The organism is Ruegeria sp. BG3, assembly GCF_056538485.1.
In genome coordinates, this window is the sequence record NZ_JBQFTE010000007.1 from 215,208 (window position 1) to 229,573 (window position 14,366).

Consider the following 14,366-nt stretch of genomic DNA (forward strand, 5'->3'; position numbering starts at 1 on the left):
GCCTTACAGCGCTTGCTCGATCACCATCCCGTCATAGGCGGGGGTGATGTGGTCGGCGGTTTCGGCCTCGACCGTCGCATAGTCCAGGTCGATATGCATATTGGTCAGGACGGCGCATTTGGGCTGAAGTTTCTCAATCCACCCTAGCGTTTTTTCCAGATGCGCATGGGTAGGGTGCGGCGCGCGACGCAGGGCGTCGATGACCAGACAATCCAGGCCTTCCATCTCGGCCCAGGCATCGTCATAAATTTCAGCGACGTCGGGCAGATAGGCGAGCTTGCCCATCCGAAACCCCAGCGAGTCGATGGACCCGTGGTTCACGCGGAACGGGCGCAGGGGGATCGGACCTCCGGGGCCGTCGATCTCGAATGGGCCGTCGATGGATTTCAGATCCAGAATCGGTGGGTATGGAGAGCCCTCGGGTTGGATAAACGCATATCCGAAGCGTCCCAGCAGGGCATTCTGGGTGTCGCCATCCGCCCAGACCGGCACGCGGGTTTTCATGTTGAAGACGATCATTCTCAGATCATCAAGGCCGTGCACATGATCGGCGTGAGAATGCGTATAGACCACCCCGTCGAGCCGCCCGGTTCCGGTATCCAGAAGCTGGCTGCGCATGTCCGGCGAGGTATCGATCAGGACCGAGGTCGTGCCCTCTGGCCCATCCCGCTCGACCAGCATCGAGCAGCGGCGGCGGATATTTCTTGGGTTCTGAGGGTCGCAATCGCCCCAATGGCCACCAAGGCGCGGCACGCCGCCCGAAGACCCGCAGCCCAGAATGGTGCATCGCAGCTGTGTCATGCGGCGGCCTTGTACTGTGCCGCTTTTGAGAACAGGCGGTCGAAGTTCACCTGTGTCTGGGCGGCGAAATCTGCGTAGTCCATGTCGAACACCTCGGCCCCTTTGCGGGCTGTGTGAGCGGTATAGGCGGGTTCATTGCGTTTGCCCCGGTATGGGGGCGGGGCAAGATAGGGGGCGTCGGTTTCGACCAGAATGCGATCTACCGGAGCGATTGCGAAGATATCGCGCAGCTCCTGACTTTTGGGGAATGCAGCGATCCCGGACATCGACAGGTAGAACCCCAGGTCAAGGGCAGCCTTTGCCAGCTCGACCGAGGATGAGAAACAGTGCATCACGCAGGAATAGGGCGCGTTGTGGTATTCCTCGGCCAGAATGCGCGCCATATCGTCATCGGCTGCGCGGGCGTGAATGATCAGAGGCAGGCCGGTGCGTTGGGCCGCCTCGATATGAACGCGCAGAGATTGCTTTTGCACCTCGGCGCTGTCGGCGGTGTAGTGATAGTCCAGCCCGGTCTCGCCGATGCCCACGAATTTCGGATGCTGTGCCAGTGCAACCAGCTCATCAACACTCGCCATCGGTTCGTCCGCCGCGCTCATCGGGTGGGTCCCGGCGGCATAGAAGACCGGTGCGTGAGCCTCGGCAATGGCGCGCACGCTGGGTTCATTGCGCAGACGGGTGCAGATGGTGACCATGCGGGTCACACCGGCCTCGGCCGCATTGGCGATGATCTGGTCCAGCTGCCCTTCGAAATCGGGGAAGTCCAGATGGCAATGGCTATCGGTGATTTGGGGGGTGTTGCTCATCTGCTCTGACCGGAGGTTTCTTGTATCTTGAACATCGTATCTAGGACCAAAGCGGCAGGGTCAAGGTTCACCGCCTGACCATGACGTGCGCGGGCAGTGATCGTTGCCGCCACCTCGGCCCAGTTGCGGGCCTGATGGGGGGAGGCTGAAAGCCGTGTCAGAATTTCCGCCTCGTTGGGGGCGGCTTCTGGTATGGGGGCTGCGCCTGTCGCGCCGGTCATTGCCAGACGCGAGAGTGCCACGTCGATCAGGGTCAGCAACAGCTCGAAACGCTCGGCTGCGCCGCGCTGGGCGGCGGCTTCGGCCAGCTTAAGGGCGCGCTGACGGTCCATTCGGGGCAGGGTGCCCAGAATAGCGATCAACTCGGCATAGATCTCAAGCCCGCCCAGATTGATAAGACGGACCGCGTCGCCCACCGACCCAGCGGCAAGAGCGGCAAGGTGATCGGTTTGGCTGGGAACCTCCGCCCCGGTCTGTACCAAAGCGGTCTGCATATCCTCAGGACCCAGCGGTGAGAGACGCAAGGTGCGGCAACGGGACCGGATGGTCGGCAACAGGCGCGAGGGTTGGTGCGAGATCAGCAGCAACGTGGTGCGCGCCGGTGGCTCCTCCAGCATTTTCAGAAGGGCATTCGCGGCGCTGACGTTCATCTCATCAGCCGCGTCCACAATGACCACTCGCCGCCCGCCATCTGCCGAGGACAGGCCGAAGAACTTGCCCAGCTTGCGGATGTCATCCACCACGATCTCATTCCGGAGACGCCCTTGATCATTCAGCGACCTGGTGATCGCCGCCAGCCCCGGTTCTGCGCCAGCAGATATACGATGCGTCACCGGATGGTCCGGGTCGATCTCCAGCGTTTGCGGGGGCGGAGGCGCGCCAAACAGCCCTCCGTCATCCGCCGGAGGGGTGGCGAGCAGAAACCGCGCGATCCGCCATGCCAGCGTGGCTTTGCCGACGCCGCGCGGGCCGGTCAGAAGCCAACCATGGTGAAGCCGGTCCGAGTTGTAGGCGCTCAGAAACGCTTGCTCGGCCGTGTCCTGCCCGAACAGCTGCGCGGTCTCACGCGGATGCGGCGCTCCGGGTGCTTGATCTGGGGTTGGGGTGTCGTCGCTCATCGTCTATCGCAAGGCTGCCTCGACGATATCTCTCACATCCTGCGCGACACTGTCCATGTCGCGATTGCCATCGATGACGCGAAACCGGTCGGAAAACTCATCAGCCAGCGCTAGAAACCCGGCGCGCATCTGTTTTTGCAGGGCAGGGCCGAAATCTTCGAACCGCTCCTCGGTGCCCTGTCGCCCTTTGGCACGAGACAGGCCAGTGTCCGGGTCCATGTCGATCAGCAGGGTCATGTCCGGCTCGCGCCCGATCATAAGGTCATGGAGCTGATCGACCACCGCCCGCAGGTTCCCACGGGACAGGCCCTGATACATCCTTGTGCTGTCGGCGAAGCGGTCGCAGATCACCACTTTTCTCGCATCCAAGGCCGGTTCGATTGTTCGTTCCAGATGATCGCGACGGGCGGCGGTGAACAGCAACAGCTCGGTTTCCGCCGACCAACGGTCAGGGTCGCCTTCCAGCACGAGGCGGCGGATTTCTTCTGCCCCCGGCGACCCGCCGGGTTCGCGCGTCAGAACGACCTGATGGCCCGCATTGCGGAGGGACTCGGCCAGCATCCGGGCCTGAGTTGATTTGCCTGATCCGTCTATGCCTTCAAAGGTCAGGAATAACCCGCGTTGCGTCACATCGACTCCAGCGGGTTATTGATTACGTCTTTCAGGACAATGCCGCCGACCGTCATCATGCGCACCATGAAACCGCCCGGCGGGACATCCTCGGCCGCGAACAGAGGGCGTCGGATTTCGGGCAGTCCTTCGGGCTTGATCACCAGCTCGGCCAGTTGCTGGCCTTTGGCAACAGGTGCGTTGATGGGGCCGTCATAGACGACCTCGGCTTCGATATTCTGGGTGCCCAGAACCGGGAACAAAACATTCAGGTCGCCGTCGGGCACCAGACCCACGGTCTTTTTCTCACCCATCCACAGCTTGGCTTCGGCTATCGGCGCTTCTTCGGTGGCAACTGTCCTCTCGACAAAATTTCGAAACGACCAGTTAACCACGGACTCAGCCTCCTCTGCCCGCTGAGCGGTACTGTCTAGGCCAGTGAGAACGAAGATCACCCGGCGGTCGCCTTGTTTGGCCGATCCGACAAGGCCGTAGCCGGCCTCTTGCGTGTGGCCTGTTTTCAGACCGTCAGCCCCGATGTTCAGACGTAGCAGCGGGTTGCGGTTGCGCTTGTTCGAAGGCGCGCGCCCGTCAAACTCGAATTCTTCTTCAGCGAACAGCGGGTAATATTCTGGGAAATCCGTGATCAGCCGATCTGCGAGGACGGCGAGATCATGCACGGACATCATATGCCCGGCAGCAGGCCAGCCGTTGGAGTTGGCAAAGTTTGAGTTGTTCATCCCCATCTGTTGCGCGCGCTGGGTCATATAGCGGGCAAATCCGGCCTCGGTCCCATCGGGGCTAAGCGCCTCGGCGATCACCACGCAAGCGTCATTGCCAGACAGTACGATAATGCCCCGTATCAGATCCTCGACAGACACACGGTCCTGCGTGTTCAGGAACATGGTTGAGCCGCCATAGCTCATGGCATGTTCCGAGACAGGCAATGTCTCCTGCAGCGTCAAACGCCCATCACGTAGGGCTTCGAACGCGACATAAAGTGTCATGAGCTTGGACATGGATGCGGGCGGAAGCGGCTGATCAGCGTCTTTGGAAAGAAGCACGGTACCTGTGGTCTGATCCATTACATATGCCGCGCGCGCCGAGGTGTCGAACGCGTGGGCGGGCAGGGCCAGAACAGCCATCCCGAGGGTGAAAACGGATGTTCGCAATGCGGATAGCATAAGGTGCCTCCTGTTCTCAGTTGGCCACGGTGAACGCGTCGCCAAAGCCCAGATCTTTCACGTCGTTCTGGATGGCCTTGCGCTCGGCGCGGGTGGCGGCGGGTCCGACCAGCACGCGCCAGACGGTGTTGTCTTCGGTCTTTAACTCTCGCACCTCGGCCGACATGCCGTTTCTGCGGATCTTGGCGGCGGCGCTGTTTGCATTGGACTGAACACCAAACGTACCAACCTGAACAAAGGGTTTCGAAAGAGAAGATGTCGTGGCGGCCGTCGCGGCGACAGGCGTCGGCTCTGCGGCGTCGATAGCGGCTGCGGCCCCTTCGATCGGGTCAAGCGTAGTTTCGGTGATCGCGTTGGGATCTTTTTTCTGCCACCACTTGCGCTTGGTCGGTTTTTCCGCAGGCGCAACCACCGGTGCATCGGTCAAAGCCGGAGACGTGCTGGCCGCCGATATCTCTGCGGTGGCCTCGACGGCGGCCTCGGCGCCATCCACGGCTGCGTCCGAGGCAACAGCGGCTGCACCTACAGCGCCTGCGGTCGCCGCGGCGGTGGGTTCTTTCTTCTGCCACCATTTGCGCTTGGCCGGTTTTTCCGTCTCGGAGGTAGCTTCGGGCGCATCAACTTCGGCCACGTCACTAGTTATGGCGGCCACGGCCCCATCTTCGGCTGCGTCTGAGGCAACAGCGGCTGCGCCCACAACGCCTGCAGTCGCCGCTGCGGCAGGGGCTTTTTTCTGCCACCACTTGCGCTTGGCCGGTTTTTCCGTCTCAGAGGTAGCCTCGGACGCATCAACCTCGGCCACGTCACTGGCGGCGGCGGTCTCGGTGCTTGCTTCCGGGGCGGTCTCGACCTCAGCGACCTCGGGCTCGGGTGGCGCAACCTCAACGGTTTCTCGCCGCAAAGCCACCACGTTGATTTTAGTCGGCGCGCCAGCAAGAATACCCAGCTGCTCCGCCGCCGCAGATGATACCTGCAAGGCGGGGCCGGGCAGATTGCGTTCGCGCCGGAACAAAGCGCCGGTTACGGATTTGTTGTTCGAGGCATTCTTGATGATCACCCGCTCGGGCTGAGTCACATCCGGGTGGGCCACCCAGATCCCGCCCAGCGATGGGCGACCGTCCCACAATCCGGCCTCGGTCAATTGGAACACATCCGGTGCTTCGACATCGCGCTGTGTGTCGCCGGAGGATTGCGGGAAAAGTTCGTTCTTGCTGGTGTTTTCGTCGGTTTTTTCTGCGGTTGCCAGCGTTTCCTCGCAACCCGACAACACCACCAAGGCTACAGCCAAGCACGCCAGCCGTTTTGGCCCTGGGCGGATCTCAGTCGCTCGCTTCATTTTGTCATCCCTTGCCTGAAGGGGCCTCGTTCCCCGAGCCCCACCGTCAGCCAGCCGGTTCTTCGCGCCAGTCTGCTGCGGTCTTTCATGCGGATCATAACGTGGGTATGGTTCTATGGAAAGTCCGCTGCTTAGGCTTCGGCAAGATTTCCCGATTTCGACTTGCCTCTGATTTCAGTTGGCCTTAGACCCTGCTCTCGACGGGGAGGTGGCAGAGTGGTCGAATGCGGCGGTCTTGAAAACCGTTGGGCGTGAGAGCGTCCCCAGGGTTCGAATCCCTGTCTCCCCGCCACTCATACCTGTCTCACTTCAGTTGTATTTTCTGATCCGGAATTGTTGCGCAATTCCCGCGCGTTGGCGCATGCGCTTTTAATCAGAGACGAAGCAAACCGTACATTCAGAGGACAATTCAGGCGCCAGTCTCAGTGTCGCATTTTAGCGGGGTCGCTTTGGATTGGATTTCCCTGATGACCTGCAATTTACAGGGAATTTTCGCAAACCGGGACTGACTTCCGTCATTTCTTCTACCAGAACTGTATGTTTTCAGAGGTTTATGCTGCAAATTCCCTAAATCGCGGAACAGGGAATTTTCTCGTGGGAACAGGGAATTGTGCCGACGGATCAGGGAGGGCGAAGTCTGTATCAGGGACGCAGGATCTGGAGATGTCAGAAGCCGAACAGGCGTTCCTGTTCGGACCATTCAAGTGGGTGGGTCACGCGGTCTTGTCAGATTAACATTGCTTGAGCGGGGGAGGGCAGTTGCGTAGCTTTTGCCCATGACCAGACCTGCCTCCTTCAAGTATTTCAAGACCAGCCCCGAGATCATCCGCCTTGCGGTGATGCTGTATATTCGGTTTCCACTCTCGCTTCGGAATGTCGAAGATCTGCTGCACGAACGCGGGATCGACGTTTCCCACGAAACCGTCCGATATTGGTGGAACAGGTTCGGTCCGATGTTTGCTTCTGAGATCAGACGAAAGCGAGTTCAGCAACTGCGCGCATTCTCGAAATGGAAGTGGCACGTGGACGAGGTTTTTGTGAAGGTGAATGGCAAGAGGCACTACCTCTGGCGGGCTGTAGATCATGATGGCGAAGTGCTGGAAGCAGTCGTCACCAAACGCCGAAACAAGCAGGCCGCATTGAAATTCCTCCGGAAATTGATGAAGCGCCATGGCTGTGCGGAAGAGATTGTGACGGACCGCTTCGCATCGTATCGGGCCGCTCTCAGAGAGCTTGGGGCTGCCGAAAAACAGCAGACGGGCAGGTGGCTCAATAACCGCGTTGAGAATTCACACCTCCCGTTTCGAAGACGCGAACGCGCCATGCAACGTTTCAGGCGCATGCGAAGTTTGCAGAAGTTCGCCTCCGTCCACTCCTCTGTCTACAACCACTTCAACCAGGAAAGATCGCTTACTAGCCGAGAAACCTTCAAGCTGACACGCACCGTCGCTCTTGCCGAGTGGCGCGGTCTTTGTGCCGAATAAAGGACAGCTCTACTGGCCTAGCTGAGACTGGTTCGAATTTGTCTGACAGCACCCCAATGACAGCAATGCGCAGGAAGCGGACTTTGCAAAGTCTTGATGCAAATCTTCCTGAAACTGACCAAAGCAAAAGAATAAGCGGTAATTCAGCCTCTTGATACGACAACATGACATTTGTCCCGAGATGTCGCATGAAACTCAAACGGGTTTTGGGTTGGTTTTAAGTGGTAGTAGTAGTTAAAGCCATGAATGTCTGGAGTGGACAATCTTAATTCGTAGCCGATAATCCCGCCGCTCAATTCACGGGCCCACCCACCCGTCCGCACGAGACTAGCAGAAAAGTTGGCCTCTGATGTGTTCCGTAGTTTCAACGAATTCACGATAACCATGTTGGGGTATGGACTGTTTTCAGGGCAATGCTCGACCAAACGCCATACGCCGTTTAGAATTTTCGGGTTTTCTGCTCCGCGCACAATTCCTGAACAAGCAAAGCTGGGAAGCTCTCGCAACGCGCTTAAAGTATCAATCGAGAAGGTCGTCGAGAACGTTTCCATGGAGCTAAACTGTTTTACCAACTCCAACAATGCGCCTCTTGTCTTGTTTCCAAGTTTTCCATCGGGTTCTCCTGCACCACAACTCAGCCTGTTGAGTTCCACCTGAATGGAGTAAACAACTTGTTCATCCTCAGACAACCCTGGCGGGCTTCCCGTCAAACCGACGAACCATCCTCTGTAGTTACGCGACAAACATTCCACGTCTTCGCCGCATGCGTCTCTACTTTGCTCATGCTCCAAATTGGTCAGCAACAATTCTCCCCAAGCGTCACCACCACCAAGCTCTTCGAGGCGCTCGTCAAATAGGACCTGAACCTGCTGCTGCTGGGCCAATAATTCGGGGATCGCGCAAATTTGAACATGAGCCGGTTCCTGAGGATTTTGGCACAGATCAGGAACATCAGGGTTTCCCAGGGCTCCGATTGCTTCAACTGGCTGGCCAGAGACTTCACGCACAGGGGCTGGGGCAGCAACTTTAAGGGGCGGAACCAAGAAAATGTCCTCGCCCGGTAACGATCCGTAAGTGAATGGTTCTTGGTATCCTTCTGTGAGAGAAAATACTGTGTCACGAATTTTCCGGAACATTTTACCTAGTTCTAATCCTGGTTCCTCTATATGAGACAGAATGGCCTGTGCGTATGGGCTGTTGCGCCCCTTTCCATCAAGCGCCAGTGTTCCGTTTCGCGCGGCATATCCCACCAACACACCTCTTGGGTCGATGCGGCCCAACCCGCGTCCAATCGAGCGTGTCGCCGATGTTCGGTTCATGTCAGCGAGAAAAGGATTATTGCGGCAGGCGTCAACAAGGATGATCTTCATGCCTTCCACGCCGGACAACGCATTCACAACAGCATCAAGACGGATGGCCTCGAACTCGACATCTCGATCATTTACCAGTTCCGCGTTCACGGGTATCAAGTAGTTGGTGTTGTCGATCTCAATACCGTGACCTCCAAAATAAACGACAGCCATCGAGGCGCCATCAGCAGCTTCCGCAAAGTTACGAAGTGCCAGGCGCATACCCCGGCCATCCAAGTTTTGGCCGCGGGTCACTGTGAACCCTATCCGTTCTAGCGCCTCCGCTATGTCGGTGGCATCGTTTGCCGGATTCGATAAATTTGAAACGTGAGCATACTCGGAATTCCCGATAACCAGAGCTACGCGTTTGTCCGACGCATAGACAGCACGGCCAAAAGCAACCAACGCTAGAACAATAGCCGTTACCAAAACAAGAAGACGTTTATCCATAGCTAAACCACGGGATGTGTGTTTTGGAAGAGCTTAACACGAGGCGTTTCTATCGCGAAGAATAAGACTTTCACACGATTTAAGCATCAAAAAAGGTGAACAATGCGACCAAAGCAACGTTATTCCGTCCGAGTAGCTTGATTGCAATGGCAGCAATGTGCGCGCCGTTGTGTTCGAAAGCAGTTTGAACAAATGCGTTGGAATATAGACTGTGCTACCGGCTGACTGAGATGATGCATTTCGACCAATCTGAGCCTACAAACTTATTCGGAGAATCACTTGGTTCGAAAAAGTACGATTGTCTGCTTCCATTCGTCGTGACATGAGTGAGTGCAAGCGTGCGGTCAGACAGACGGGCGCCTATCGCTCGCTTAAACGCACCGTTTCCAAAAGCCAGCCGACCTGAATAGACACCGTCGCGTTCATAGCTGAGCTTTACCCGTCGCGAATTTCCTACCCCCATCTCTCCGGGGCATTTAACGGTAACTATTTTCCAAACGCCTTCCAAAAGGTCGGGGTTTTTGACCGCCCGCTTCAGAAACGAACAAGCTGCGGTTGGTTGAGCCCGCAGCAGGTTCAGCGTTTGGGTATCGTCCAAAGCGGCCCCGCCTTCGATCCCAGAAAGCAGAGATGCGGCCAAATCATAGGCGTTTCGTGTTTGGGCACCTATCACGCCATCAGGTTCACCTGCGCCACAGCTCAATCGATTGAGCTCTTCCTGAATCGAGCGGACAACTAAAACTGTTGGCATCACCGCGTCGCCAAACTCTGCTAACGCGATCTTTCGCAGCTTGTACGCCTGCGCGACGCAATTTGGATCGGCACCGCATTGATCGCGCGAATTGCGCCAGTTCATTTGTTCTACGAGGGCTTGCCCGCGGGCCGCGCCACCTCGGACAATCTCGAGACGCTTTTGAAACAGCTTTAAAACCTCGCTGTCATATGCAAGAAGGTCGGGATCGCGGCAGATCAGGGATTGTGTTGCGTTCTTCGGATTTTCGCACCATTTCGGCAGGCCGACGGGTGGAGGCGTCTGAGTTGCGCTTTCGCGATACCTTTCGGCGATAGACAAGGCCAGCGCAGCATAGGCTGTGTCTGGATAGGTATTTGCAAATGCCTCCAAGGCGTTAGGCGATGTGCTTTCGCGAAAATCATCCCAAGCTGCCTCGGCCTTTTCATAGGTTGACTGAGGCGTCGTAGCACTTTGTTCCTTTGCGATGACACGCGTCGGCTTTGGCGGGGACACAAGGTAGATATCATGGCCTGGTAACGACCCATAGGTAAACGGCTCCTGGTAGCCGTCTGTCAACTCGAATACGGTGTCCCGCACTTTGCGGAACATTTTTCCCAATTCCAGACCGGGTTCTTCGATGTGGCGCAGAAGTGCTTGGGCATAGGGGCTGTTCCGACCGCTGCCGTCCAACGCCAGCGTGCCGCTGCGCGCTGCATAACCCACCAAAACCCCGCTCGGATCTATGCGCGCCAGTCCGTGACCAATGGATCGTGTGGCGGACGTGCGCGTCATGTTGGGGACGAAGGGGTTATTGCGGCAAGCATCGATCAGAATGATCTTCAGACCGTCGCTGCCGGAAACAGAGCCGATCAGCGTGTCTAAACGGATCGCCTCAAGATCTATGTCCCGATCACTTTGCAACTCGGCGTCCACCGGTATCAGATAGTTGGCATTGTCAATCTCGATGCCGTGACCAGCAAAGTAGATGAGCACCACTTTGGCTTTTTCCGCGACTTCGGCGAAATCACGGATCGCGATACGCATCTCGCGAAAACTCAAATTCGACCCTCGGGTCACGTCAAACCCGATGCGCTCGAGCGCGTCGGCCAAGTCATGGGAGTCATTGAACGTGTTCGGCAAGCTTGACACACGCTCGTATGAGGAATTGCCAATTACAAGCGCAACACGCCCGTCTTTGGCGTTCGATGCCGCTGGAAAACATAAAAGACAAGCAATGACCAATAATTGCAGAAAAAACCTAGTGTGGCGAAAGACAACAATCATACTACAAAACCTGAACCAATCCCGTCGAACATTGCCATATTACAACATCATATCGCATTTTTCGATGGTGAGCGCTTCGTTGCGGAAACTGGACACTGTTCGAAATCAAATTTACATTGAACAAAATAGGGTTCTTTTGTCGGTAGGTTTTTTCGCGAGGCATCGTGTGTGGTGCACTAGGCTTTCAAAAAACGCGTTAATTGCTCTTTTGATCGCAATTCTTTTGCCTGGCGATAAACTTGCGGCTGCCAATGAAAACAATACCCCAGACACGACCGAGGAGGTCGTATTCGTACCTCCTAAAATGGGAGCTCCCAAAGAGCGTATGGGGGCGGGGACGCGAAACTCTGCTTCCAATGGCGAAAATGCCGGTCTGTTGATGCTGGCGCCCGAAGACGGCGGTTTGACGACACTAGCGACGCCTCCGCTGGTTTGGCATTTGGAATCCGGCCACCGGGGTGATTTGGTTTTTGCGCTGAATCCGGTTGGGTCGCCGGGCGACCAGGTGCTGATCACCGGGCCATTCCCACCGGGCTATTACGGGTTGGATCTTGTTCGGCTGCAACAACAACTGGAAACCGGCAAGATTTACGAATGGCAAATTCTGCTTCTGGGCAGGAATACAGATACGGTGGAGGCGTGGTCGACGCGTCTTGTAGAACGTGTTTCTGAAGAGGTGAGTTCTGCGAACCCGTCCGCCGATGGACTGTGGTTTGACGCATTGTCGCCGCTGGTCGAAATCAGTCTAAGTGGTCGCGTTCGACCGGTGAATTCCAAGCAATTCGAGCAACTCTTGCGTTCAGCCGGAGTAGGTTATTGATACGTAAGGGCCGAAATAAAGCAGGCTCTATGACTTCATCGCTTTTGCCAAATTGGCAACGTTGGGCGCTGGTCGCATCGATCACATTGATCGCCGGAAGCCTGATAGTGGCCCTTCAGAACAAAGGGGTACTAGAGCCACTTGAGCTTGCTCAGTACGATTGGACCACATCGGCGATTGCGGAAAATACGCAGACCGAAGATGTCTATCTCGTTGCCATTTCAGATCAGGACCTGGGCCAATGGGGTTGGCCTATACCGGACGCTCAGCTTGCAATCCTTATTGATAACCTGCTTGAGGCTGGCGCAGCCGCGATTGGAGTGGATATTTATCGAGATGTTCCCGCTGGTTCTGGTCATGAGAGCCTGCTTGAGACTCTGGATGATCCCAAAGTTGTTGTGATTTCGAAGTTACCGGATGAAAGCGGTTCGGGCATTGCCGCACCACCTGGAGTGCGGACAGGATTTTCCGATATACCCATTGATCCTGACGGCGTCGCTCGCCGCGCCTTGCTGCTAGTCAGCGATGTAGAAGAGATTTTCCTGTCTTTTCCGGTGCTATTGGCGGCCGAATTTTCACGTCAGCCGGTGCTGCAAAGTGATCCGAACAATCCGCGCAATCTGATGTTTGGAAGCACGGTGGCACCCCCTTTGAAACCCGGTTCTAATCTGTTTCGAAATGTCGATACATCCGGCTATCAGATTATCATCGACTTTAAGAACGCGCTGCCAATCGTGAACCGGATACCTGCTTCGGAAGTACTAGCTGGGCGCGATCTGGAACCTGTCCGCGAAAAAGTGGTAATCATCGGCTTGACCAGCCAGTCGGTAAAGGACTATTTCGGGACACCCCTGAACCGCTCGACCGGAGCGAATTTTACCTATGGCGCTGAAATACATGCGGCCATTGTTCAACAACTGGTTGACTACGCAGAAGGCAAACTTTCGCCGCTAAACTCTTTGGGCAGTTCTCTGTCCTCAATACTGATCTTTGCCGCGGTTTTTGTCGGCGCATCAATCGCATTGTTTGTTCGGGTCACAGCAAATTCCATCGGTCTTGCCGTGTTTGGTTGCGCTGCATTGATCGTTGTAATGTCGCTAATTCAAAAAAGTGCCCTTTTGATGCCCGTCGTACCATCCGCGTTAGGTTGGTTCTTGGGATACCTATCTGCATTTGCGATCATCTCGGGGATTTCGCGCAATCAACGACGTGCGATTGTACAGGTCTTTTCCTCTCATCTGTCAGATGAGTTGTCTGCAGAGATTTGGAAGCAAAGGAAAAACCTGTTAACCGGCGGCAAACCGAAATCCCATCGATTGTTCGTTACAGCACTTCTTGCTGACATCGAAGGTTCAACACGGATTGGAAATTCGATGGATGCTGAAAGCTTCATGAATTGGATGTCCCGCATTCTGGACAAACTGGGTGAGATTGCCCGAAGACACGGAGGTTTCGTCGAGAAATATACCGGTGATGGCATTCTTGTGATCTTTGGAGCGCCCATACCCAGTGATACTCACGAGCATAGACAGGACGACGCCATTTCGGCCCTACGATGCGCCCAGGATATGCGCGTTGCTGCACTGGATCTGAATCGCAGCGCTGATGAGCGCCAAAAATATAGATTGCGAATTGCGCTGAACAGCGGAGAAGCATTGGGTGGAACGTTGGGAGTAAGCGGCTCTATGCGTTACAACGTTATCGGAGACACAATAAATGTGACTGCAAGACTTGAGAACTGGATAAAAACGCTGGATGCGGAGGCCGACGGAATGCGCCCCGTTTGCATGTCACTACAAACTGCAACGATGATAGACTCTCAAAAAGAATGGCCCGTCTATTCCACTTTTGTGCACGACGACGGTGTCACGAAGATCGGGGTTATCAAAGTTCTTCAGGTTCCAGACTGATTTCCGTTTGACCAAAAGCACGGTCACAGCGGCCAGTTTTTCGAAATTTCTGAACCCGACCTACAAATGTGCTGGTTCCGAATTTTATTTTCGACGTGAAGCACAATGTGAGGGATTCGATATGACCTCTTTGAAAGGCTGCCGCATTTGTGCGCCGAACGTCCAAAAAAATGTCACGAACGAACAATCCAGCTCTCTACTCGCTTGGTATTTGCTGATGAAAGCACATGTGCAATTACCGTTTCGAAGAAAGTGTCAGAAGAATTGGGTGTTCGCTACATTGTTGAGGGGAGCGTTCAAATTGCCGGTGAGCGTTTGCGCGTGACGTCCCAACTCATTGACGCGACAACGGGCCAGAACATTTGGGCAGACAGCTATGACCGAGACCTACAGGACATATTTTCAGTACAGGATGAGATAACGCGAACGGTCTTGTCAGAAGAACTTGTCTTGAGGCAGGCAGGACGGTTGCGTAGCTTTTGCCC

General features: G+C 55.9%; 11 protein-coding genes and 1 tRNA gene. 4 read left to right on the forward strand and 8 right to left on the reverse strand.

Annotated elements, in window-relative coordinates:
- Positions 1–3 precede the first annotated feature (3 nt).
- From ACR0AI_RS12955 to ACR0AI_RS12980, 6 genes are read right to left on the reverse strand one after another with little or no spacing between them, the layout of a single operon-like run.
- Complete coding sequence (locus ACR0AI_RS12955; RefSeq protein WP_480674356.1) at positions 4–801, reverse strand: MBL fold metallo-hydrolase; 798 nt, start codon at positions 799–801, stop codon at positions 4–6.
- The gene (locus ACR0AI_RS12960; protein ID WP_480674354.1) at positions 798–1,604 is read right to left on the reverse strand and encodes a TatD family hydrolase; all 807 of its coding nucleotides are present in this window, start codon (positions 1,602–1,604) and stop codon (positions 798–800) included. Before ACR0AI_RS12960 ends, ACR0AI_RS12955 begins: the two co-directional genes overlap by 4 nt.
- Positions 1,601–2,722, reverse strand: coding sequence for a DNA polymerase III subunit delta' (locus ACR0AI_RS12965; RefSeq protein WP_480674352.1), 1,122 nt, complete (start codon positions 2,720–2,722; stop codon positions 1,601–1,603). Before ACR0AI_RS12965 ends, ACR0AI_RS12960 begins: the two co-directional genes overlap by 4 nt.
- Positions 2,723–2,725: 3 nt before the next feature.
- A complete protein-coding gene (gene tmk / locus ACR0AI_RS12970; RefSeq protein WP_480674350.1) occupies positions 2,726–3,352 on the reverse strand; it encodes a dTMP kinase in 627 nt (208 codons plus the stop codon).
- Positions 3,349–4,515 (reverse strand): D-alanyl-D-alanine carboxypeptidase family protein, encoded by a 1,167-nt coding sequence (locus ACR0AI_RS12975; protein ID WP_480674348.1) that lies wholly within the window; start codon positions 4,513–4,515, stop codon positions 3,349–3,351. The genes tmk and ACR0AI_RS12975 overlap by 4 nt, the downstream gene beginning before the upstream one ends.
- A 16-nt stretch (positions 4,516–4,531) precedes the next feature.
- Positions 4,532–5,851: an SPOR domain-containing protein gene (locus ACR0AI_RS12980; protein ID WP_480674346.1), complete on the reverse strand. Its 1,320-nt coding sequence runs from the start codon at positions 5,849–5,851 to the stop codon at positions 4,532–4,534.
- Positions 5,852–6,053: 202 nt separating this feature from the next.
- Between ACR0AI_RS12980 and ACR0AI_RS12985 the strand changes: the two genes are divergently transcribed.
- A tRNA-Ser gene (locus tag ACR0AI_RS12985) sits at positions 6,054–6,143 on the forward strand.
- Between the two features lie 484 nt (positions 6,144–6,627).
- A complete protein-coding gene (locus ACR0AI_RS12990; protein ID WP_480674344.1) occupies positions 6,628–7,335 on the forward strand; it encodes an IS6 family transposase in 708 nt (235 codons plus the stop codon).
- Between the two features lie 143 nt (positions 7,336–7,478).
- Here the strand turns inward: ACR0AI_RS12990 and ACR0AI_RS12995 are convergent, their stop codons facing one another.
- On the reverse strand, positions 7,479–9,134 hold the full coding sequence (locus tag ACR0AI_RS12995) for a caspase family protein (protein ID WP_480674342.1): 1,656 nt from the start codon (positions 9,132–9,134) through the stop codon (positions 7,479–7,481).
- 214 nt (positions 9,135–9,348) lie between these two features.
- A complete protein-coding gene (locus ACR0AI_RS13000; RefSeq protein ID WP_480701342.1) occupies positions 9,349–11,151 on the reverse strand; it encodes a caspase family protein in 1,803 nt (600 codons plus the stop codon).
- A 79-nt stretch (positions 11,152–11,230) separates the two neighbouring features.
- Here ACR0AI_RS13000 and ACR0AI_RS13005 point away from each other — a divergent pair, with 79 nt between their 5' ends.
- Together ACR0AI_RS13005 and ACR0AI_RS13010 are read left to right on the forward strand one after the other, a co-directional pair.
- Positions 11,231–11,971 (forward strand): DUF928 domain-containing protein, encoded by a 741-nt coding sequence (locus ACR0AI_RS13005; protein ID WP_480701343.1) that lies wholly within the window; start codon positions 11,231–11,233, stop codon positions 11,969–11,971.
- Between the two features lie 29 nt (positions 11,972–12,000).
- Positions 12,001–13,881, forward strand: coding sequence for a CHASE2 domain-containing protein (locus ACR0AI_RS13010; RefSeq protein WP_480701345.1), 1,881 nt, complete (start codon positions 12,001–12,003; stop codon positions 13,879–13,881).
- Positions 13,882–14,366 lie beyond the last annotated feature (485 nt).